This is a genomic window from Steroidobacteraceae bacterium (assembly GCA_041395505.1).
GTDB lineage: Bacteria > Pseudomonadota > Gammaproteobacteria > Steroidobacterales > Steroidobacteraceae > JAWLAG01.
Genome location: JAWLAG010000001.1, coordinates 2,085,878 through 2,106,538 on the forward strand (window position 1 = coordinate 2,085,878; position 20,661 = coordinate 2,106,538).

The window sequence follows — 20,661 nt, forward strand, 5'->3', positions numbered from 1 at the left end:
CCCTAACCCTATTGAACGTTCGTTATGCTTTGCACAAAGGCGCCACCGGTCCAGGCGGGCGACGGCCGAGCGCGGCTTCAAAAAATCATCATAGTTGTATAGCGAATCCCAGGCAACGCTTGTTGCATTGGCGCAACACAATGACTCGCAGGTCGCGCGGCTACCGGCCGCTACAGACCCAGACTGCCCGGATTCATGCGTCCGTTCGGATCCAGCAGTTGCTTGAGCTCCCCCAGCAAGGCGCGTGCGGACGGGTCCAGGCCCTGCTGGTAAGGATAGAACTTGCCGATCTGAAAGCTGACCGCACCCGCTTCCATGAACAGGGTTGCCAGATCGGCGCGCAAGGCATGAACGGCTGCGGTCGCCTGCGGGTTGGGTGGATAGCTTGGTAGGCGTGCCAGGTAGTCGGCATCCAGGACTCTCTCGTGAAATGCCAATCGCTCCGCCGGCCAGTACATCACCGGCTCGAGCAGCAAGCCGCTGCTGCCGACCGTACAGCTGAGATAGCCATGGTCGATATCGAATGTATTCATGGCTTCGGCATGTCGTGCGAACACGCCCTCGCATTGCTCAAAGATCCAGGCGCCGCGACTGAGTGGCACGATGCCATGCACCGGTACCCAACGCTCGCCATTGGGTCCCAGCATGCTGTTGACCTCGGCAAATGGATTCGCGCGCATGACTCTCGGCACGCTTGCTTCGACTTCACTGCCGGCGCCGCCGCAGATTTCGCGCGCAAGCGCCACGGCCTCCGCGAGCACGGTCTTGCTCGCTCCTTCAACTGTCAGATGCAACGAGAACTGCTCCTCCGGCAGGAATTCCCTGCCTGCCAGCATGAGCTTGGCGCCCGCCTTGAGCCCCTTCATCGCACCGCCGGCAGCCCTGACCACCTTGCCTAGCGTTTTTACGTCATCGGCCAGACTCGCGCGCTTCATGCGTTGCGCCTGCAGGCCCGGGTCAAACGCAAAGATCTCGCTGCCTACCCTTTTGCGTGCGAGTTCTGCCATCGCCGCGAACAGTTCCGCTGGTGCGGCAAAACTGAACGAGAGATGGTCGACGCACGGTGCCACTGGCAGCAGCTTGAAGGTCGCGCGGGTCTTGATGCCGAGTGCGCCGGTGTCCGACAGGAACATGCCCAACAGATCCGGACCGAAATTGCGAAAGAACGGCGCGCCGTTCTTGATCGAATGACTGCCGAGGCGCAGTTGCCGACCGTCTGCGAGCATGACATCCAGTCCGATCACGCTATCGGCAACGCTGCCGTGCGTGCCCGCGCCGAGAAAGATGCTGCCTTGCGAAAGTGCACCGCCGATGCTCGAGCGCAATCCAGACAGGGGGCCCCAATATGGCGTGCGCAATCCATGCGGCAGCAGGGCGTCATTGAGCGCTTTCCAGGTCGCGCCGCATTCGATCGTCACATAGCGATCCTGCAGGTTGATCTCGACCACGCGGTCGAGGCGTTGCAGGTCGATCACCACGCTATTGCTCGACCGGGGCAGGTAGCCATCGGTATAGGACATGCCGCCGCCTCTCGGCACCAGCTCCACGTCCGAGTCTGCCAGCGCGCGCAATGCGGTGGCGAGCTGCTCGGCACTGCCGGGACGAAGCACCGCCATCGGCAGTTCGCCACGGCGGTAAACGTCCTGGGAGAAGAACTCGCGCTCGCGTTGATCGGTGATCAACACATCGCCTGGTAATTGCTGACGCAATCCGGCCAGTGCGCTTTGCCCCGATCCTGATTGGCTGGCTGACATTGATTCGCATCCTGGTGTCGGTGTAGGCGCATTATCGAGTTCGCTGCCGGCCGCGATGACCGCCGACACGGACACGTCCGCGTGTTGGACACACGCGGACATCCTTTGTAGAATCAGGTTGTTAATCGCCCAACGACGCAGCCTCCGTTGCTGCAGCACTAAAGGCTCACACAGACGAGATGGAATCCACGCGTCCCATTCGCGCGCTTATTCGCGGGCTCGATGCGCTGACCGTACTCAATCTGCGCAATGGCGCAACGGTGTCGGAGATCGCGCAGGAGATCAAGCTGCCCCGGACCACGACCTATCGCATACTCGAAACATTGAGCCATGCCGGCTACGTGTACCGTGACACCACGGACGATCGCTACCGACTCACCATCATGGTCCGTGGTTTGTCCGACGGTTATGACGACGAAGCCTGGGTCACCCAGGTCGCGCGGCCATTCATATACGAACTGGGCAAAGACGTCATCTGGCCTGTCGCGATTGCATCATTGTCGGGCACCAAGATGATGGTTCGCGAATCGACCGACCACGCGAGCCCGCTGGCCGTCGAACGCTACTCGGCCGGATTTCGGGTTCCCCTGCTCACCTCTGCGTCGGGGCGCGTTTACCTTGCATTCTCGCCGCCGACCCAGAGGGACGCTCTGATAGAAATCCTGGCGCGCTCGAGTCGCGAGGAGGACAAGGCGGCGCAGACACGGCCCGAACTCCTGCGATTGTTGAACGAGACCCGGGCCCAGGGCTATGCCTATGCGGTTCGGCCGCTGCGGGTATCGGACGAGATCAGCCTGGCTGTGCCGGTGATCATCGACGAACGGGTGCTGGCGGCGGTCAGCCTGAGATTTTCAAGCACTGCCGTTCCGCTGAAAGTCGCGCTCGATCGATTCCTGCCCAAGCTGCGCGAAACGGCTCAACGTATCCGCACCAGTTTCGCGGATGAACGCAAGGACCCGCCCCATCATCACCATCGGCCGGCGCAGATCTAGCCGATCGCGCACGCGGGTTCGATTCCAGATCAATTGCAGGCAAGAAATGTTCTACCGGGACCAGAGATGAAGCGAATTATTGTTGGTATCAAGCGAGTCATAGATTACAACGTCCGCGTCAAAGTCAAGGCAGATGGTACTGGCGTCGTCACCGACGGCGTGAAGATGAGCATTAACCCTTTCGATGAGATCGCGCTGGAAGAAGCATTGCGAATCAAGGAAGCGGGTGGCGCCAACGAGGTAGTCGTTGTCTCAATCGGCCCGAGCGACGCGCAGCAGCAACTGCGTACGGCGCTTGCGATGGGCGCTGACCGCGCGACTCATGTCGTCACCAGTGAAGCGATCGAACCACTGGACGCGGCGAAGATCCTGTGCGCGCTGGCTGACAAGGAGCAGGCCTTTCTTGTCATTCTGGGCAAACAGGCCATTGACGATGACAACAATCAAACCGGCCAGATGCTTGCAGGGCTCTGGGGGCGGCCTCAGGCCACCTTCGCATCGAAGGTTGTCATCGATGGCGACACGGCAAAGGTCACGCGCGAGGTTGACGCGGGTCTCGAGACGATCGAAATCGACCTGCCGGCGGTCATCACGGCCGATCTGCGTCTCAATGAGCCGCGCTACGTGAAATTGCCGGACATCATGAAGGCCAAGAAGAAACCGCTCGACAGCCTGACGCCGGCTGATGTCGGCATCACTCCGGGCAAGCGCACGCGCGCGCTCAAGTTCGAACCGCCAGCAACACGCCAGAAGGGAATCGTCGTAAAAAGCGTCGCCGAACTGGTCGATGCGCTCAAGAAGAAAGGTCTCGCATGAGCAAGGTACTCATCGTCGCCGAACATGCCAACGGCAAGCTCAATCCCAGCACCGCAAAATGCGTCAGTTGCGCGCAGCAGATTCCGGGCGCGGAAATCACCGTCGCCATTTTTGCAAGCGATGCCGCATCGCTCGCGACTGAAGCCGCAAAGCTGGCCGGAGTGACCCGCGTCCTGCGCGTCGACAACGCCGTTCACGCGCATCAGATGGCTGCCGCCATCGCACCACAGCTCGCGGAGCTGGCTGCCGGCGCGACGCACGTTTTCGGACCCTCGACTACCTTTGGCAAGGACCTCATGCCGCGAGTCGCCGCCCTGCTCGATTGTCCGCAGTTGAGCGACATCATGGCCTGCGACAGTGCGACGACGTTTCGCCGCCCGGTCTACGCCGGCAATGCCATTCTTACTGTCGAAGTTCCCGAAGGAAAAATCGTTGCCACTGTCCGCACCGCATCGTTCGAAGCGGCGCAGGCAACAGGTGATGCCGCTATCGAACAGGCAACTCCGGCGGCAACGCTACCGGCACATACCCGTTTCGTGGGACTGGCCGCCGCAAAGAGCGACCGACCCGACCTGCAGACCGCGGCGCGCGTCGTCTCGGGCGGCCGGGCGCTCGCGAGCCAGGACAATTTCAAACTGATCTTCGATCTGGCAAGCAGCTTGAACGCCGCCGTCGGCGCATCGCGGGCTGCCGTCGACGCTGGCTACGCAGCGAATGACGTGCAGGTCGGCCAGACAGGAAAGATCATCGCTCCCGAGCTCTACGTCGCCGTCGGCATTTCCGGCGCGATCCAGCACCTGACGGGCATAAAGGACGCGCGCACGATCGTTGCAATCAACAAAGACTCCGAGGCGCCGATCTTTGAAGTCGCCGATATCGGAATCGTAGGCGACTTGTTTCAGATCGTGCCGGAGCTAACGCAGGCGCTAGCCGCGGCGAAATAGGCGCGAATTTGACCGCGCCGCCGCGGTTCTCCTGGGTCCTGCTCCTCGGCGTTGCGAGCGGCTTGTCGCCGTTCGCAATGTCGAGTCTCGTGCCGGCACTGCCTGCGATTCAAAAAGCTCATGACGCGGGCTATGCGCAGGTTCAGTGGCTGATATCGGCCTACCTGCTTGGCCTTGGGCTGTCGCAGCCGCTGCAAGGACTGCTGTGTGACGCCATCGGCCGGCGTCGCGCATTGCTTGCCGGCTTCACGCTCTACAACATTGCCAGCGCGCTGGCCATTTTTGCTCCTACACTCCAATTGCTGATCGGGATCCGCTTCGTGCAAGCCGTTGGCGTCAGCGTGGGCACGGTGGCGACCCGGGCGATGGTTCGCGACGTTTGCGATACGGAATCGGCCGCCATCGCACTCACCTGGCTTGCCATGTTCATGGGCGTCGCCCCGATGGCGGCGCCTGCACTCGGTGGATTGCTCGCCGACAGCCTGGGTTGGCGGACGATTTTCTGCGCCCACCTGGTCATTGGCGTCGCGATAGCTGTCTGGATGGTTGCGTCACTCAGGGAAACCCGCCCGAGCGGAACAGCCGCGGCGTCCCTGTCGCGACTTGCGGTCGGCTTTCGTGAACTCGCGGTTGACCCCGCATTCGTTGGCAACAGCGGCGTTTACGCGGCCAGCAATGGCGCGTCCTTCGCGTTTATTACAATTGGCGCGGCTCTCTTTCACGATCTGTTCGGCATGAGCGCAACCCAGTACGGTCTGTACGCCGCCGGTTATGCGCTCTCCTACACCGCCGGCGCAGCGTTGGCGGGGCGCTGGGTGCGCCGCTTCGGCATTGCGCGCACCCTGCGCATTGGCATCGCTGCGACTGCGATTGCGGCTCTACTGTCATCTGCAGCCGCCGCCTTCGATCACCAGCAATTCCTGCAGCTGACCGTCGCCATTGCCATTCTGGCAGCTGCGGGCGGCCTGACCTCACCTTTGGCACTCGCCGGCGCGGTCAGTGCGCGGCCGGACCTGGCGGGCGTCGCTTCGGGATTCTCGAGCAGTATCGCGATGTTGACCGCCGCGGGATTCGCCTGGCTTGGCGGCAGGCTCTACAACGGTACAATCGGACCGCTGGCCGCACTGCTTGCGGTAGCAGCGCTAATGACCTACGGCTCGGCGCGCATGGCTAGAAGGAGGGGCTAGTCTCTATCGATGAACACGTCTCTCGCCGACGAACTGTCCCCGCTCTGGCGGAATTTTTCGCTCAACTGGAATAGCAGGGATTTCGCCGCGCTGCGCGCGCTTTGGCATCCAGAGGTCGCTCCGGTTTATTTTGCCGAGGAGATTGACCGGCCACTACTCGACTGGCCGGCAATCGAGTCGTATTGGCACGACGTACGGCGATCATTCATTGCGCTCGATACACAAATCATGGATCTGCGATCACTGCCGCGAGGCGAAAACCAGGCTGCCAGCCTTTTCGTGATGCGCTGGCAGGCGTTGATGTCGAACAACCAGGCACCCATCGCCGGTGACACACGAGTCATCGCCAACCTCGCACGCCACGGCAACGACTGGAAAATCACCCAGTACGTCGAAGCTCCGCTTGCACCGATAGTCTATATGCGCAAGCTCTACCAGCGTATTGCCGAGAACCAGCTCTGGGTCAGCCGCTAGTGGGTCGCGTAAAGAGATATTGGTGGGATCGGCTCGATGATGACGATTTGCTGGATGTCCCGCTGCGGCGTTTGCGCCTCACCATGCGCAATTCGGCGGTAGAGCGCGGTGTCGATCAGTTGCGGGACGAACTGCAACGCCGGGGCATTCGCTTCAAGCCACATGCATGGATTTCCGATGAATGGTTCTCTCCGGATGGTGTCCCCGGAATCGCGGTGCCCTTCTACCTGATACATCCAAGACTGAAACGCATCGAGCGCACTCACACGCACATGGTGGAAGGCGGAAATCACCATTGGTTGATGCGCATTCTGCGTCACGAGGCAGGCCATGCGATCGACACCGCCTACGGCCTGCGTCGCCGCAAGGATTGGCGTCGGATATTTGGACACGCTTCGGCACCCTACCCGAGCACCTACATTTCGCACCCGTCGAGCCGCAGATATGTACTGCATCTCGGACATTGGTATGCCCAGGCACATCCGACCGAAGATTTTGCCGAGACTTTCGCGGTCTGGCTGCAACCGCGCGCGCGCTGGCGTCGTGACTACCAGGGATGGCCGGCGCTGCGCAAACTCGAGTACATCGAGCGCCTGATGGCGGAAATCCGCCGCACCCGCCCAAGGTGCACGAACAGGAGCAGGATCGAACCACTCGGCGAGAAGTCACAGACACTCGCCCAGTACTACAAGCGCAAGGCGGCACGCTACGATTTCGAAGAACGACGGTACGACCGGATGCTGCAGCGTGCCTACGCAGCGCGCCGTGGCGCGCGTTGCACCCGGGCGAGTCGCTTTGTTCGGGAGATGAAACCGCAATTGCACAGACTCCTGACGCGTCGCGCGCGGCTGCACCCCTACCTCGTCGATCACGCAATCGACTCCGTCGCCAATCGACTAGCACAATTGCGGCTCTGCATACGCGGCGATCGTCGCAAGGCAAAGCGTGTTACCGTCCGGCTTCTGGAACGAATCGTTCTCGACATCATGCGCCGCAATCGCGAGAACTACGCACTATGAAAGCACTTCGTATCCTGCTGCTCGTGCATGAATCTCTGGTGCCGCCATCGGATCTCGTGTCATCGGATGAATCCGAAATCGAAGACTGCCGGACGGAATACAACGTGATGTCCACACTGGCCAATCTCGGTCACGAGGTCAGGGTACTTGGCATTGGTGACTCGCTACGCGAATTGAGAATTGCCATTCGTGACTGGAAGCCCGACCTGACTTTCAACCTCCTCGAGGAATTCTCCGGCATAGTCACTTATGACCATTACGTTGTTGCCTATCTGGAGTTGATGCGCCAGCCGTACAGCGGCTGCAATCCACGTGGCATGATGATTTCACGTGACAAGGTTCTCTCCAAGCAGGTGCTGGCGTATCACCGCATAGCCACTCCACGCTTCCACGTATTTCCGCGAAATCGCAAGTTCGTAGCACCCAGGCGTCTCGAGTACCCGTTATTCGTCAAGTCGGCCACGGAGGATGCCTCCCTCGGAATATCCCAGGCGTCGATCGTTACGGACCGCGCGCGCCTGCAGGAGCGCGTGGAATTCATACATCACACGACCGCGAGTGATGCCCTCGTTGAGGAATACATAGAAGGCCGCGAACTCTATATTGGCGTCATGGGAAACGAACGGCTCACGACTTTGCCCATCTGGGAAATGCGCTTCGGCAGACTTACCAACGTGCAGGCCGGAATCGCGACACGACGCGTCAAATGGGACCCCAAATACCAAAAGCATCACGGTATTGAGACTGGACCGGCAACGGATATCAAAGGCGCCGCGCAACAGCGTCTGACTCAACTCGCGAAGCGGGTCTACCGCAGCCTTTACATGAGCGGCTATGCGCGTATGGACTTGCGCATGAAGTCTGACGGCAGCGTGTTCGTGCTCGAAGCCAATGCGAATCCCAACCTGACCTACGGCGAGGATTTTGCGGAATCTGCCGATGTCGTGGGCATGAAGTACCCGCAGCTGCTACAGCGTATCGTCAATCTGGGTTTGTCGTACCGGCCGGAATGGCGCCTTTTCGAAAGCTGACACTGCAGGGAGCGGGCAAGTGCACGCGCGTTTGCCTGGCAGTATATTTGCCAATCTGGCTGGCACTCGCGATCGCACCCGTCGACCGAAGCGACTGGCTGCTGGAGAATCTACTGGTCTTCGTTGCCGTTCCCTACCTGCTGGGGCCGCGCGCACGCTCAACTCTTGGCTGCGGCTCCTATGTCGCCATCTACTGTTTCTTGTTGCTGCACGCAATTGGTGCCCACTATACGTATTCCCTGGTTCCCGTCGGAGATTGGTTCAATTGGGCCGCAATGGACCGCAACCATTACGACCGCGCTGTACATTTCGCCTTTGGCCTACTGATCACCCTCCCAATGCAACAGCACATCCGGCCTTTGCTCCAAATGCCCGTTGTTGGGCAAAGCGCCGTTACCCTTGCGGTCATGCTTTGCTGCTCCGCGATTTATGAGCTAATGGAATGGGGCGCCGCCGTGCTCTTCGGCGGCGAGCTGGGCATTGCATTCGTGGGTGCGCAGGGCGACCCCTGGGATGCGCACAAGGACATGGCACTCGCCGGCGCAGGCGCATTGATTGCGCTCTTGAGTCAGCTCTCCGGCCACCTGGCCGCGACACAGAACTCGCGCACGCCGTCCTGACTCTTCGCGCCGCCGAGCTCACTCAAAGTCGATGCATACTCGCTGCTGCCGCGAAGCAGTCGCCCGCCCGCGCAAATGAGACTGTCAATATCACGTCGCTGCAAATTGAAGTTCGTCGGCAACAGCAAAAGCGACTCTCTACGGTCCCGATCCACGATGTCGCGCAGGTCGACATCGATGATATGGACACGCGTAGCCGGACCCGGCTCGTTCCTTCGCCCGGTCAGTACCAGCCAACGCTGCAGCTCGTTTTGCAGATCGACTCGCGTATCTGCAGCGAGCCGGTCTACTGGAACCGACCCTGCGAGCCGCAATGTAGCCACCTCCCCCGGCGCCTGGGCGCTGCGCGCAACGGCAACGCCAGCACGGGTGCTCGCATTGACAATGACGAACACTGCAAGGTTGGCGGCAACATTGTCGACAGGCACCGGCGAACCTGAACCCGGTGAAAGCCGGGCCAGCGCATCGATGACAACGCGAAGGCCAAGATTGTCGGCGAATGCACCGTCTGCGAGGTGCAGATACGGATACAGGTCGGGCTGCAGATATCGACTCAGGTCCTGCGCCAACTGATAGCGGCGACCGCTGGCACTGCCTTCGAGTAACGCCTTGGCGATCCATCCCGGACGCGATTCACTGCATTCGCCATTTCGATTCAGCAACGTCACCGGAGTCGCCAAGGGTGGCAGTGCCGCTGACGCAGCCACGGCTCGACCAATTGGGTACCGCGCGAGATCGAGACACAGCAGATCGAATTTGTCCTGCGTGAATTCAAATCGCGTCCCGGTACTCAAATCGGTCGCGTTGATGATAAGGAACGGTGCATCCTTGCGTGCGATGAACTCTGCGAAAGTCGCCTCGTCGAAATACCTGGCACCTACGTAATCTGCGAACATGTCGCCGCGTGCGTACCTGTGTGAGGCGAGCCGCCAGAGGTTGCGCGGACTCAGGAAGAGGTGCCGGAGATCCTTGTCGACGTTGCGGTAAAGGAATTGCTCAGGAAATTCACGAAAGAAATCATCTCCATGCAATACCCAATAGGCTGCCGGAATGCTGCTGCCCGATACGGCCGAAATGACATCGATGCGCTTCGCCAGCGGCAGCATTCCGATCGGCGTTGGCACGCGATCCGCATTAAGTTGCCTGAAAACACCGTAGGCGAAGCTAGCCGCCCGCGCACCGCCACCCGAGGTCGCCACGACCAGCAGCAGACCATCGTTGCGTCGCGTCGCCACGATATTCGCGAAGCGATACCCGCCCGAAGTTTCGCCGCGATAGTCCGGAGATGGCGCACCAAGCGGCGGCCAGCTCGCGCAGGCGCTCGAAAGCGCAAGGACGACCACCAGCGCAATCGGTCGAAAAGTAATCATGCTTCCAGAAGGCGCATCTTGTGCGTCACCGCGGCAGCATGATATTTGCGGCATTCGAGCTCCCGACCGAGGATCAACCGGTTAGCAGGTCCGTGCTCGATTTGCTCCGTAACGACCATGCATTGTCGCCAACGGTCCGCGCCATCGTACATAATACTCACTCGATCTCGCCACAGCCCGCCACCCGAAGCACAGGCCCCTTCCATCACCGTGTAATTGTGTCCATGGTGAACGAGGTGGATGATCATATGCCCCGGGCTGGCCGGCTCTCGATCGGCGTTGCCTGTGCGTTTCGCGCTGTCCGGCTTGATACGAAATTTTCGAAAAGTCTCATCGACGTACAACAAGTCTGCGACGCTCGGCGCGATGAGCGCAGCGGCGGGCAGCAGCCCGCCCTTCGTCAGCCGCGTCCCAAGTAGCGTCGCCAGCGCGGTGCGTATCGCCTCGAGTCGCTTTGCTCCCATTCCTGCAAGCGCGGCGAGACGCCCATCGTGCGCGGCAACTTCGAGTTCTTCAAGCGACTCGATGCCCAATATTTCATGGGCTCGTTGCGCGGTCCTCTTGCCGACCGCAACCACCGCACCCAGGAGTGTCGGCACATCAAGCTTGCCGCGCAAGCGCTGCAGGATTGGCAGCGATCCTCGCGTCACCAACTGGCAGATAGCGCGCCGCGCCAACATATCCAGGCCTGGGATGGATTCGAACGCATCCATACCCTTGCGCCGCACGATAGGCGCTAGCGGTTCCGCCATCCGATCGAGCGCGCGGGCCGCCCCCCTGAATTTGTCAACACGGCCGGCGCTCGCATGTTGCACTTCGAGCAAGTCAGCCAGTTCGTCGAGACGACGCGCAATTGCCACATTGGTGCGAGCGTCGCTTTGCACGAGGTTTTAGAGTGCAGATTGACTCGCGTCTGCGCGCTTTGCGTCAGGACTGATGATCAACAAGTCGGCATCGATTCGGTCCAGCAGCTTCTCTGCGGTCCCGCCGATGATCGCTCGGTTGGCGTCGCCTCGCGATTTTGCGCCGACTATGAAGATGTCGATCCCTGATTGCGCGACGAATTTCGGCAGCACGGCAATTGGGTCGCCATCGATTATCCTTGCGATGTCTCCCGCAAGTCCAGATCGCCGAATGATCGCCGCCAGACATGCGACCCGCTGCTCCCGCATTTGATCGAATTCCCTTGCGGATTCGTTGACTGCAGCGGGTGCGGTAGCGGCGAGATCCAGCGCCATGAACAAGGTATCCGGGGAAGGAATCACGTGGATGGCCAGGACCTCGGCCGTAAATTTCGAACGCAAGAGCGTGAGCGCAGCGAGCAACTCACGATCGACGGAATCATCCGGGTCCGAGGGATGACCGGGATCCAGAGCCGCGGCCACGCGCATGGTCGTTGCGTTCCATGGCCTATCGTGCGTCAACAGCAGCGGCACCGGACATCGGCGTATCAATTGCCAGTCTGCGTTACTGAAAAGGCGCCGACGAATTGCAGGCACGTGGGCAGCGCGCTTCATTATGAGGTCGGCGTGGTAATCGCTCGCCGCGCGCGCGATTGCATCCGCCAGTGACCAACCCGCTTCACAACGCACATCGACTGTTACATCCACACTCGCGCGCCGCAGCGGTTCAACCAGGCGTTCCAGACGCTCAGTATGCAGGTTGCGGTAGTTGTCGGCTGCCCTTTGAAAACTGGGCGCATCGAGATAGCGGCGCGCCTGCGGAAGCGAGACGCTGTCGCAGCAACACACCTTCACCGCAGCGTCGAGACCGCGGGCAAGGCGGACCGCCTTTGCCATCAGCGCGCTGTTATCTTCGCCCGGATCGACGGCGACCAGGATTCGCCGGATCTGCTGCATAGGGCATACCTCCAACCGTCAATGCAGCATAGTGAGATCAGGCCAATCGACTACCGTGGGATATACCTAGATCCGGACGCGACTACCGATTTCCAACAGGTTTCTGTCCGGCACCCCATAAAAGGCGGTCGCGTGGCGGGCATTTCGCAACATGAACGCGAACAGGCGCTTCTGCCAACCTGACATCCCCGATCGCCCAAATGCGACCGAAGTGACACCTACGAAATACACGCTCGAGGCGAGATCGCAACTTACGCCCTGACGCTCGGCAGCATAGACAATGTCAGCTACCGTGGGTCGCTCCATGAAGCCATAGTGGGAGGTGATCCGGGTAATACCCGGCAGCAGATGCGTAATCTCCATCCGTCGCCGGTCATCGACGCGCGGAGACTCCTCGGTAACGATAGTCAGCAGAATCACATTGCGGTGAATTGCGCCGAATTGCTCGATATTGCGCCAGAGACTACGTGGAACGCCCCGTGCGCTTGCGGACAAGTAAATGGCCGTGCCATCGATCAGTGCAGGCTTGGCGCGCAGCAGCTCCTGCTGCAGCTCCCGAACGCTGTGCTCGTCGCGTTGCAACTGCTTGCGTAACACCGCGACGCCCCGCGTCCAGGACAACATGGCTGCGAACGCGGCGGCGGCCAGTGCGAGCGGTACCCAACCACCGCCCGAAAGCTTGCCGGCGTTCGCCATCACGAACATCGCATCGATCAAAAGTGCCGCCAGCATGACCGGCAAGATGATGCTGGCCCATCGGATCCGGCCCGCCCAGAGCCACAGCATGACCAACACTGCATCGATCAACATCGCAAGCGATATTGCAATTCCGTAAGCGCCCGCGAGCGCATTGGAGCTCGCGAATCCAATCACTAGTGCGCTGGTCGCAAGCCACAGCAGCAGGTTGAAAAATGGCAGATAGACCTGGCCCATAGTCTGTTCGGATGAGTGCCGTACCTCAAGGCGCGGCAATCTCCCAAGCCGTATCGCCTGGTAGGAAACCGAGAAGACGCCGGATATGACGGCTTGGGAGGCGATGACCGAGGCGACGGCCGCCAGTACGACCATCCCGCCAAGCAGAGGCTCCGGCACCAACATGAAAAAAGGTTTGACAGCGGCGGCCGGGTTGGCCAATACCAAGGCACCCTGCCCGAGATAATTCAATATCAGTGCCGGTAACACCAGGCAGTACCACGCAAGTCGTATCGGCGTCCTTCCGAAATGACCGAGATCCGCAAACAGCGCCTCGCCGCCGGTCACGGCGAGGAATACGGCCCCCAGAACGGGCAGCGCGACACTTGAATGCGACTCGAGGAAACGCAGCGCGTGGACTGGATTGAGCGCCCTCAAAATTGTCGGCACCTGCACGATCATGCGAATACCGAGCGCAGCCAGCGCCAGGAACCAGATCACCATGATGGGACCGAAGCTTCGACCGATGCGCTCAGTGCCGCGTGGCTGTGCGGCAAACAGCACTGCAATGATCAGCAACGCGATAATGACGAGGTGCCTTGGTGAATCCACATGATTGACGCTGAGCCCCTCGACCGCACTCAACACCGTAATTGCCGGTGTTATCGCACCATCGGCAAAGAACAATGCGGCGCCCAACATGCCAAGGTACAGGATTGCGCGTCGTCCGCGCGGAAGGTCCAGTGCCGAGACCAGAGTCGAAAGCGCCAGCACGCCACCTTCCCCCCGATTGTCGGCGCGCAGAACGATACTCAGGTATTTGATGCAGATGACGGCAACAATCGACCAGACGATGAGCGAAAGAATTCCGAGTACGGCTTCGGGCCTCGACATTCCTGGCGAAACATCGAGGCAGGCCTGACGCGCGTAGAGTGGACTCGTGCCGATGTCGCCGAATACGACGCCGAGTGCGGCAATGGCGAGACCGCGGCGACCGGAATGCTCAGAGTCGATGCGGGCCCACTCTCACCAGGGCCTTGCCAAAATTCTCACCGCGCATGAGGCGACAGAATGCCTCTGGGGCCGAAGCGAGCCCTTCGCTGACATCTTCACGGTACTTGAACGTGCCCTTGCGGATCGCACCGCCAACCACTTTCAGCAGGTGCGGCTGCCTCGCCAGATGATCGTAGACCACCAACCCCTTGACCGTGGCGCGTGCGCCGACGACTGGCCCCAGGAAGGGTCCAGGCGGTGGTTTGTCCAGACTGTATGCCTCGATCATGCCGCACAGGATTATGCGCGCACCAATGGCGAGTCGTCCCAGAACCGCCGCGAGCGTATCGCCGCCCACATTGTCAAAATAGACATCGATACCGTCCGGACAGGCATTGCGCAGACCGCCCGTCAGGTCGCCGTCACGGTAATTGATGCAATCATCAAAACCAAGTTCCTCCACGGCATAGCGGCATTTCGCCGTACTGCCTGCAATGCCAACGACTCGCGCTCCCATCATGCGCGCAACCTGACCCGCCGTTGACCCGACCGGTCCGGTACAAGCCGATACGACAAAAGTCTCGCCTGGTCGCGGCTGCCCGAGCTCGACTGTCCCCGCGTAGCCGGTCAACCCTGGCATGCCAAGGACGCCGAGCCACGCGGACAGGGGTGCAATCTGCGGGTCGAGCTTTCGCACCCCCTGCCCCGATGAGAGCGCATAGTCCTGCCAACCGTTGCGTACCGCAATGTAATCGCCGATCAGGAAATCCGGGTTGCGAGATTCGACGATCTGCGCAACAGTCTCGCCGACCATGACCTCACCGGGGCTGAGCCGATCCTGGTAGATCTGGCTGTTCTTCATTACGTTGCGATAATACGGATCGAGCGACAGGTAGATCGTTCGCGAAAGAAATTGTCCCGGGCCGGGTCGCGGCACCGGTATGCTATCGAGGTCGAAATCATCCGCCACAGGCAACCCCCGTGGCGAACGCTTGAACAATACCCGGTTATTGCGCTCCGTCACGAGCCTCTGCCCGCCCTACACCTTGGTGAGGATATTCTCGGCTGATGACACCTTGAATTCCCCAGGCCCTTCCACCTCGACCGCAATCGCAACGCCGTCCTTCGCGACGATTGCGAATCTCTGGCCGCGCATGCCCATGCCAAACCCGCGAGCGTCGAGCTCGAGCCCGAGCGCCCGCGTATAGTCTCCGTTACCGTCGGCGAGCATCGTGACCTTGCCATCGGCTCCAGCCGATTTGCCCCAGGCGCCCATTACGAATGCATCATTGACTGCAAGACAGGCGATGGTATCGACGCCCTTTGCTCGCAGCGCGGCGTCGTTCTGCACGAATCCCGGCAGGTGTTTCGCGCTGCAGGTCGGCGTGAAAGCCCCGGGAACGGAAAACAGCACGACCTTCTTTCCCTTGAACAACTGCTCGGACGTCAGATCCTTCGGGCCCTCGGCGGTCATCACCTTGAAGCTGCCTGCGGGCATTTTGTCGCCAACCTTGATTGTCATGGTGAAATACTCCTGCTGATTCGGTTAGTTGGGTTGGTTGGGTCAGGTAACGGCGCCGTACGGCCGATGCAGATAGCGGCCCTTTGGCTTGCCAATTACTTTGCCGTTTTCGTAAATGGTCTGTCCGCGCAGCATGGTACGGGTAATCGATGCCGACATCTGCATTCCTTCGAACACTGAATATCCCTGCGATGACTCCGACATTGCCCCACTTGCCGTGAAACTCTTGTTTGGATCAACGAACACAAGATCCGCATCGTAACCCGCCGCGATATCGCCTTTGCCGTGCAGGCCGAAGCGCCGCGCCGGATTCCAGGAGGTAAGCTCCGCCATGCGATTATACGACAAGCCGCGCGGCTTGCCTTCCGTAATCAGAGCGGGCAGGAGGAATTCGGTTCCTCCAAATCCGGACTTGGCGACGAATACATCGCGCTCGCCGCTGTCGCCGAGCTTCGCTTCCGTACGGCAGCAGGCGTGGTCACTGCACACCCAGTCGAGCTTTCCATCGAGCAGTGCCTGCCAGAGATACTCGACGTCCTCACGCGAGCGAATGGGCGGATTGACTTTGGCACGAGACCCCACCGGTGTGTCGTAATCGAGCACGAGATGGCCGATGGTGACTTCGCGACGAAAGTCGACGCGAGGGAACGCCTTGGCCATCTTGAGCGCGGCCTCGACTGCCTTGCGCGACGTCAAATGCAGCAGATTGATGTTCAGGCAGCTGGTCTCGTGTGCCAGATAGGACGCTATCGTTATCGCCAGGCCTTCCGAATGCGGCGGGCGGGCGGCGCTATATGCGCGCAGCCCGGTAAGAGGCGCGCAATGCTGGCACTGCGGGTCGTCGGTCTCGCCAGTGAGATAGGTGGAAAGATCCGTCTTGCGTGCGCCGCTTTCCACCATCCTCGTGTAGGCATTGAGTATGTCAGCCAGCTCGCAGTGCAATGACAGCGAGATACTGTCCTTGATTGACGGATGACGTTCCATCGCACGCTGCACGCCGCGCATGACGAACTCGAAGTGGGCGATGTCGTATTTTTCATCCTTGCCTATCATCAGGAATTCGTGCTGCGAATTCGATGCGCCGTGCAAGCCATAGCCACCGTAGAACATGAAGATCTTGAACGAGGTGACGCCATACTTTTCGATGAGCATGTCGATTTCACCGATATGCGTCCGATCGAGCGGCGCAAGGTGATAGGCGTAATCGACATAGAACCGGTCCCGCGAGATATCGAGAACCTCCGGGTAGACTTCCGCATACGGACCGCCGCGTTGCATGTAGTAGCCGCCCGTGCGCATGTAGTTGAGACTTGACGTCACGCCACCCTGTGCCGCGGCCCGCGACTCGCTCAACGCATCTTCGGCAAGCGGCGAATAGATTCCGCAATGCATGTGCGGATCGACGAGTCCCGGAAATACCAACTGATCGAGGGCGTCCATGGAGTCGCGGGCGCTGCGGGCCGGGATGCCTTTGCCCATCTTCGCAATCTTGCCGTCACTGACGGCGATATCCACGCGTTGCACACTGGTGCGATTGGGTCGCACGACTCGCGCGTTCCTGATCAACAGGTCGTATTTCTTGTCGGACATGAACTTACTCCATCAGTGTGCTTTCGCCTTGTCGGCAGCCGCAGGCGAAAGTTCCAGCGGCTCGACGCGACGTATGAACAGGGAAATCATCAAAGCCTGGGCGATACAGATCAGCGATGACAGGACAAACACGACATTGTAGCCGGTCTTGTCGATCAGAACGCCGAACACGGACTGGAAGAGAGCTGCGCCAAACGCGCCCGCGGCGCCCGACAGACCCCAGATTTTCGCTACATGCTCCGCCGGGTAGATATCCGCGGCCAACGGAAACAAGGAACTCGTTTTGACCTGTATTCCGAAAATGGCCACAGCGGCGAGTAGCAGGGCCACGGGCGCGCTGGATACCGTTGCCACAGGCCAGGCGCAAAGCGTGGTCAGGCAGCCCGCCCAGATGAGACTCTTGCGCGATCGATCAACGCTGACGCCACGTCGAATCAACTTCTGCCCGAGCCACCCGCCACTGAGGCTGCCGAGATCCGCGCAAACGAACGGCAGTGCCGCGGCGAACGCAACATTCAGCAGCGTGAATCCGCGCTCCGATTGAAGATAAAGGGGCAACCAGAAGGCAAAGAAATAAAACGCCCCATCGCCTATGAAGCGTGACAGCACGAGCCCCCATGTCTGCCGGAAGCGAAAGTAATGCCCGAGCATCGCGATCTGCTGAGCCAATCCGCCGGTTCCCGCCGCTACGGAGACCCGGTCGCGCAAAGCCAATTCGCGCTCCGCGCTGGAAATTTGCGGATGATTTTCAGGCAGGTGATAACGTCGCCACCAGACTCCCACCCATAGAAGCCCCGCGACCCCTGGCACCAGGAAGGCCGCTTGCCATCCGAAGTAATGAGTCAATGTGCCGGCGAGTGGCGGTGCGAGTATCAAACCCAAGCCCGTTCCAGCGACCACCAGACCAGTCGCCATGCTTCGCTCCGCGCGGGGGAACCACTCCGCAATCGCCTTGAACGCTGCCGGGAAATTCGCGCCCTCGGTGACACCCAGCAGCACCCTGGCGAGCAGCAAGCCCGCGAAACCGGCGCTGGCCGCGTGACCTATGGCTGCGAAACTCCACAGTATCACTGCCCAGGCGAGTGCACGCCGCGTGCCAACGCGATCGACGACAATGCCAGAGAGCAACTGGCCGAGGGCATAGGCCATCAGGAACCCCGAACCGAGCAGCCCATAGTCAGTGTTGCTGAGCGCGAAACCGCTCTTCAAGGTTGCGGCCGTCACCGACATCGCCTGGCGGTCGATACTGCCTACCGCCGTAACCAGCATGAGCAGCACGGCGATCTGCCAGCGACGTTGCTGCCACCACTTCGGCTGCGCCGGGGACATCAGCTGTGCGCCCCGCGCGACACCTGCGAGGCCACACCGGCGAGGTGCATGCGGTACTGGTAGGCATCAGCCCGATACAGGGCCACGACGCGCTCGAGCGGTCTGCGTCGCGCGCCAAATACCACGCGCGTAATGCGCAGCAGCGGCGCACCGACCTCGAGGTGCAAAGCGCGCGCCGCCTCGACCGACGCGAGCGTTGCACCGACGAACTGGTCCGCCTCCATCGGCTCGATGCCGGCCAAAGGCAGCTGCTCGAGCAGTGGACGGTTCGATGCGCCTTGCGCCGGCAAACGCATCGCGACGGACATCGGCGTGAAAGTCGTGATCCAGGCCAGGCGTACGCCATTCAGCATGCGCACATGGCGGTTGCGCACGACCCTCGCATCGTCAGCGAGCTCGAGCGCCGCGCGCGTTTCGTCATCCGCTGCCATTACGGTCGATTGCACATCGGCAACTTCCGTCGTCGAACCGAGATCCGCCACCTGGCGAATGGTCTCGGCCAGGTCCAGGCGTACCGCGCCGCGCGCCGCGGACATGTCGACAAATGTGCCGCGGCCCTGCTGGCGAATCAGCCAGCCCTCTTTGACAAGCTGATCGATAGCGCGCCTGATGGTGATTCGCGAGACCGAGAACAATTTGCAAAGGTCCGGCTCGGTTGGAATCTGCTGCCCGGGCGCATAGGTCGAATCGCGAACCCAGGCCCTGAGCGTCACGTAAACACGAAAATAGCGCGGTGATGCGTCGTAGCGAAATCCTCCCCGGCCGCGTCGTGGCGATACTTCCGCAACAGGCGGCTTGCGCTTCGAACTCGCCATCCGCTCAGTCCAGCACAACGCCGCCGCTGACATTCAGGACGCTGCCGGTGACAAACCCAGCCCGCTCATCGAGCAGATATTGCACGGCCCACGCCACTTCTACGTCGCGACCTAAGCGCCCGAGCGGAACGCGAGCCACCACGTCCTGCCTCTGCTTCGCATCCAGCCGATGCAGCATCGGCGTATCGACAGGCCCCGGGGCGATGGCGTTGACACGAATGCCTTCCGGCGCCCACTCGCGAGACAGGTAACGCATGAGGTTGATCAGGCCCGCTTTGGCGACGGCATAGGCGGGGCCCGATACGGCGCTACCACCATTGCGGCCATTGCTCGAGGACAGAAATGTCAACGTGCCGCGGCTTGCGGCGAGTGGCGCGTGGACGGATTGCGCAAGATAGAAACCGGAGTCCAGGTTCACCGCGAGCAGATCGCGCCATTGTGCGACCGAAATATCGTCCATGGGCCCGGCGCCCGTCCGCCCTGCCAGGTGTACGACGTGATCTATCCTTGAAAATTGCCTGAGGCACCGGGCGACGCTGGCAGCAATGGCTTGGTGATCGCGAACATCGAGGGTCGCCTGGGACATGCCGGCATCGCCGCATGGTAGATCCGCGAGCGCCAGATCTGTTGCAAATATCCGCATGTCGCGCGCGCGCAGAGCCGTGACGACCGCCCGACCGATGCCCCCAGCCGCGCCGGTCAGGAAAACGACCGGTCCGGAGGAATCAGGCGGCATTCTCGAGGACGACGCAATCGTAGATATCGTCGAGCATCGCAAACCGCATCGATGCAGAGGCCTGTACGGCGGCGATCGCCATTTGCTGCAACTGCGCGCTGGTGGCATAGCGATGCGTCAACTCGAGCCCCACATGTGCATGCTCGGTGTCACCCTCGATATGCACATGGAAGAACTCAAGGTCGTCGTCGGAAAAATTCATCTTGCGCATCGCCGAGACATATTTCGGGTACAGCGTAGGAAGTTGGCCCTCGAGCGCCACCATGATGCCGGCGCATGCCTCGGCCAGGTGCCGGATCGTCGACAATTCCCAGATCCATGCGCGCATGCCCCGGGTCGCCGGCAGAACCATGCCGCGCTCCTCGGCACTTTCGATGTCCGTCGTCTCGACGCCGCAGGCACGGGCGAATTTCTTCAGGAGATCAGGGTGGCGCTTGCCTGGTGCACCGGGCATTTCTTCGCCCAACAGATTCTCGAGCAAGTGCTGGCGTGCATCGAGGTCGGGCAGGCGGGCAAATAATTGCCCGAATTGCTGCGGTACGACGTCGATGTAATGGAAATGCTGGATTGCCCACTGCCCGAGCTGCTTGCGACTGAGCTTGCCGTCCGCCCAGGCCTTGCTGATTGGGTGTCCTCCGCCGTGGCGCGGTTGCCTGGCCGCCTCCAGCGACTCGAAGAATCGTTGTTTGTCTAACATG

At 60.8% G+C, this 20,661-nt stretch carries 20 protein-coding genes; 8 read left to right on the forward strand and 12 right to left on the reverse strand.

The genetic code is table 11. From position 1 onward, the window contains the following. Positions 1-170: 170 nt before the first annotated feature. Complete coding sequence (locus tag R3E77_09665) at positions 171-1,754, reverse strand: FAD-binding oxidoreductase (GenBank protein MEZ5499681.1); 1,584 nt, start codon at positions 1,752-1,754, stop codon at positions 171-173. A 179-nt stretch (positions 1,755-1,933) separates the two neighbouring features. On the opposite strand from R3E77_09665, the gene R3E77_09670 reads away from it, so the two are divergent. From R3E77_09670 to R3E77_09705, 8 genes are all read left to right on the forward strand, one after another. Further along, positions 1,934-2,746: an IclR family transcriptional regulator C-terminal domain-containing protein gene (locus R3E77_09670; GenBank protein MEZ5499682.1), complete on the forward strand. Its 813-nt coding sequence runs from the start codon at positions 1,934-1,936 to the stop codon at positions 2,744-2,746. 66 nt (positions 2,747-2,812) lie between these two features. Continuing rightward, the gene (locus tag R3E77_09675; protein ID MEZ5499683.1) at positions 2,813-3,562 is read left to right on the forward strand and encodes an electron transfer flavoprotein subunit beta/FixA family protein; all 750 of its coding nucleotides are present in this window, start codon (positions 2,813-2,815) and stop codon (positions 3,560-3,562) included. Next, positions 3,559-4,506 (forward strand): electron transfer flavoprotein subunit alpha/FixB family protein, encoded by a 948-nt coding sequence (locus R3E77_09680; protein MEZ5499684.1) that lies wholly within the window; start codon positions 3,559-3,561, stop codon positions 4,504-4,506. Before R3E77_09675 ends, R3E77_09680 begins: the two co-directional genes overlap by 4 nt. An 8-nt stretch (positions 4,507-4,514) precedes the next feature. Further along, entirely contained in the window at positions 4,515-5,693 is a 1,179-nt protein-coding gene (locus R3E77_09685) for an MFS transporter (protein MEZ5499685.1), read from the forward strand. Between the two features lie 9 nt (positions 5,694-5,702). Then, complete coding sequence (locus R3E77_09690; GenBank protein ID MEZ5499686.1) at positions 5,703-6,167, forward strand: hypothetical protein; 465 nt, start codon at positions 5,703-5,705, stop codon at positions 6,165-6,167. Positions 6,168-6,214: 47 nt separating this feature from the next. Beyond that, positions 6,215-7,186, forward strand: coding sequence for a hypothetical protein (locus R3E77_09695; protein MEZ5499687.1), 972 nt, complete (start codon positions 6,215-6,217; stop codon positions 7,184-7,186). Further along, positions 7,183-8,217 carry an ATP-grasp domain-containing protein gene (locus tag R3E77_09700; protein MEZ5499688.1) on the forward strand — a complete coding sequence of 345 codons (1,035 nt, stop codon included), beginning with the start codon at positions 7,183-7,185 and terminating at the stop codon, positions 8,215-8,217. The genes R3E77_09695 and R3E77_09700 overlap by 4 nt, the downstream gene beginning before the upstream one ends. Next, complete coding sequence (locus R3E77_09705) at positions 8,196-8,837, forward strand: DUF2238 domain-containing protein (GenBank protein ID MEZ5499689.1); 642 nt, start codon at positions 8,196-8,198, stop codon at positions 8,835-8,837. Before R3E77_09700 ends, R3E77_09705 begins: the two co-directional genes overlap by 22 nt. On the opposite strand, the gene R3E77_09710 is transcribed toward R3E77_09705, so the two are convergent. The 11 genes from R3E77_09710 to R3E77_09760 all read right to left on the reverse strand — a co-directional run bounded on the left by R3E77_09710 (position 8,786) and on the right by R3E77_09760 (position 20,660). After that, on the reverse strand, positions 8,786-10,207 hold the full coding sequence (locus tag R3E77_09710) for a patatin-like phospholipase family protein (GenBank protein ID MEZ5499690.1): 1,422 nt from the start codon (positions 10,205-10,207) through the stop codon (positions 8,786-8,788). The genes R3E77_09705 and R3E77_09710 overlap by 52 nt on opposite strands. Further along, positions 10,204-11,091: a hypothetical protein gene (locus R3E77_09715; GenBank protein MEZ5499691.1), complete on the reverse strand. Its 888-nt coding sequence runs from the start codon at positions 11,089-11,091 to the stop codon at positions 10,204-10,206. Before R3E77_09715 ends, R3E77_09710 begins: the two co-directional genes overlap by 4 nt. A gap of 6 nt (positions 11,092-11,097) precedes the next feature. After that, the gene (locus R3E77_09720; GenBank protein ID MEZ5499692.1) at positions 11,098-12,066 is read right to left on the reverse strand and encodes a universal stress protein; all 969 of its coding nucleotides are present in this window, start codon (positions 12,064-12,066) and stop codon (positions 11,098-11,100) included. A gap of 66 nt (positions 12,067-12,132) precedes the next feature. After that, positions 12,133-13,992 carry a KUP/HAK/KT family potassium transporter gene (locus R3E77_09725; GenBank protein ID MEZ5499693.1) on the reverse strand — a complete coding sequence of 620 codons (1,860 nt, stop codon included), beginning with the start codon at positions 13,990-13,992 and terminating at the stop codon, positions 12,133-12,135. Continuing rightward, complete coding sequence (locus R3E77_09730) at positions 13,982-14,995, reverse strand: NADP-dependent oxidoreductase (protein ID MEZ5499694.1); 1,014 nt, start codon at positions 14,993-14,995, stop codon at positions 13,982-13,984. Before R3E77_09730 ends, R3E77_09725 begins: the two co-directional genes overlap by 11 nt. A 15-nt stretch (positions 14,996-15,010) precedes the next feature. Further along, positions 15,011-15,493 (reverse strand): peroxiredoxin, encoded by a 483-nt coding sequence (locus R3E77_09735; protein MEZ5499695.1) that lies wholly within the window; start codon positions 15,491-15,493, stop codon positions 15,011-15,013. A 42-nt stretch (positions 15,494-15,535) separates the two neighbouring features. Then, positions 15,536-17,083 carry a dihydroorotase family protein gene (locus R3E77_09740; protein ID MEZ5499696.1) on the reverse strand — a complete coding sequence of 516 codons (1,548 nt, stop codon included), beginning with the start codon at positions 17,081-17,083 and terminating at the stop codon, positions 15,536-15,538. A 12-nt stretch (positions 17,084-17,095) separates the two neighbouring features. After that, complete coding sequence (locus R3E77_09745) at positions 17,096-18,412, reverse strand: MFS transporter (protein ID MEZ5499697.1); 1,317 nt, start codon at positions 18,410-18,412, stop codon at positions 17,096-17,098. Further along, positions 18,412-19,227 (reverse strand): GntR family transcriptional regulator, encoded by an 816-nt coding sequence (locus R3E77_09750; protein ID MEZ5499698.1) that lies wholly within the window; start codon positions 19,225-19,227, stop codon positions 18,412-18,414. The genes R3E77_09745 and R3E77_09750 overlap by 1 nt, the downstream gene beginning before the upstream one ends. 4 nt (positions 19,228-19,231) lie before the next feature. After that, positions 19,232-19,963, reverse strand: a complete 732-nt coding sequence (locus R3E77_09755) for an SDR family oxidoreductase (GenBank protein ID MEZ5499699.1) — start codon at positions 19,961-19,963, stop codon at positions 19,232-19,234. After that, positions 19,953-20,660, reverse strand: coding sequence for an iron-containing redox enzyme family protein (locus tag R3E77_09760; GenBank protein MEZ5499700.1), 708 nt, complete (start codon positions 20,658-20,660; stop codon positions 19,953-19,955). The genes R3E77_09755 and R3E77_09760 overlap by 11 nt, the downstream gene beginning before the upstream one ends. Position 20,661: the final 1 nt, after the last annotated feature.

Excerpts from the sequence above, each read along its gene's own strand:
- R3E77_09665 (MEZ5499681.1), bottom strand. The coding sequence starts at position 1,754 with ATGTCAGCCAGCCAATCAGGATCGGGGCAAAGCGCACTGGCCGGATTG.
- R3E77_09740 (MEZ5499696.1), bottom strand. The coding sequence starts at position 17,083 with ATGTCCGACAAGAAATACGACCTGTTGATCAGGAACGCGCGAGTCGTG.
- R3E77_09705 (MEZ5499689.1), top strand. The coding sequence starts at position 8,196 with ATGGCGCCTTTTCGAAAGCTGACACTGCAGGGAGCGGGCAAGTGCACG.
- R3E77_09720 (MEZ5499692.1), bottom strand. The coding sequence starts at position 12,066 with ATGCAGCAGATCCGGCGAATCCTGGTCGCCGTCGATCCGGGCGAAGAT.
- R3E77_09760 (MEZ5499700.1), bottom strand. The coding sequence starts at position 20,660 with ATGTTAGACAAACAACGATTCTTCGAGTCGCTGGAGGCGGCCAGGCAA.
- R3E77_09735 (MEZ5499695.1), bottom strand. The coding sequence starts at position 15,493 with ATGACAATCAAGGTTGGCGACAAAATGCCCGCAGGCAGCTTCAAGGTG.
- R3E77_09745 (MEZ5499697.1), bottom strand. The coding sequence starts at position 18,412 with ATGTCCCCGGCGCAGCCGAAGTGGTGGCAGCAACGTCGCTGGCAGATC.
- R3E77_09680 (MEZ5499684.1), top strand. The coding sequence starts at position 3,559 with ATGAGCAAGGTACTCATCGTCGCCGAACATGCCAACGGCAAGCTCAAT.
- R3E77_09690 (MEZ5499686.1), top strand. The coding sequence starts at position 5,703 with ATGAACACGTCTCTCGCCGACGAACTGTCCCCGCTCTGGCGGAATTTT.
- R3E77_09700 (MEZ5499688.1), top strand. The coding sequence starts at position 7,183 with ATGAAAGCACTTCGTATCCTGCTGCTCGTGCATGAATCTCTGGTGCCG.
- R3E77_09670 (MEZ5499682.1), top strand. The coding sequence starts at position 1,934 with ATGGAATCCACGCGTCCCATTCGCGCGCTTATTCGCGGGCTCGATGCG.
- R3E77_09750 (MEZ5499698.1), bottom strand. The coding sequence starts at position 19,227 with ATGGCGAGTTCGAAGCGCAAGCCGCCTGTTGCGGAAGTATCGCCACGA.
- R3E77_09675 (MEZ5499683.1), top strand. The coding sequence starts at position 2,813 with ATGAAGCGAATTATTGTTGGTATCAAGCGAGTCATAGATTACAACGTC.
- R3E77_09755 (MEZ5499699.1), bottom strand. The coding sequence starts at position 19,963 with ATGCCGCCTGATTCCTCCGGACCGGTCGTTTTCCTGACCGGCGCGGCT.
- R3E77_09710 (MEZ5499690.1), bottom strand. The coding sequence starts at position 10,207 with ATGATTACTTTTCGACCGATTGCGCTGGTGGTCGTCCTTGCGCTTTCG.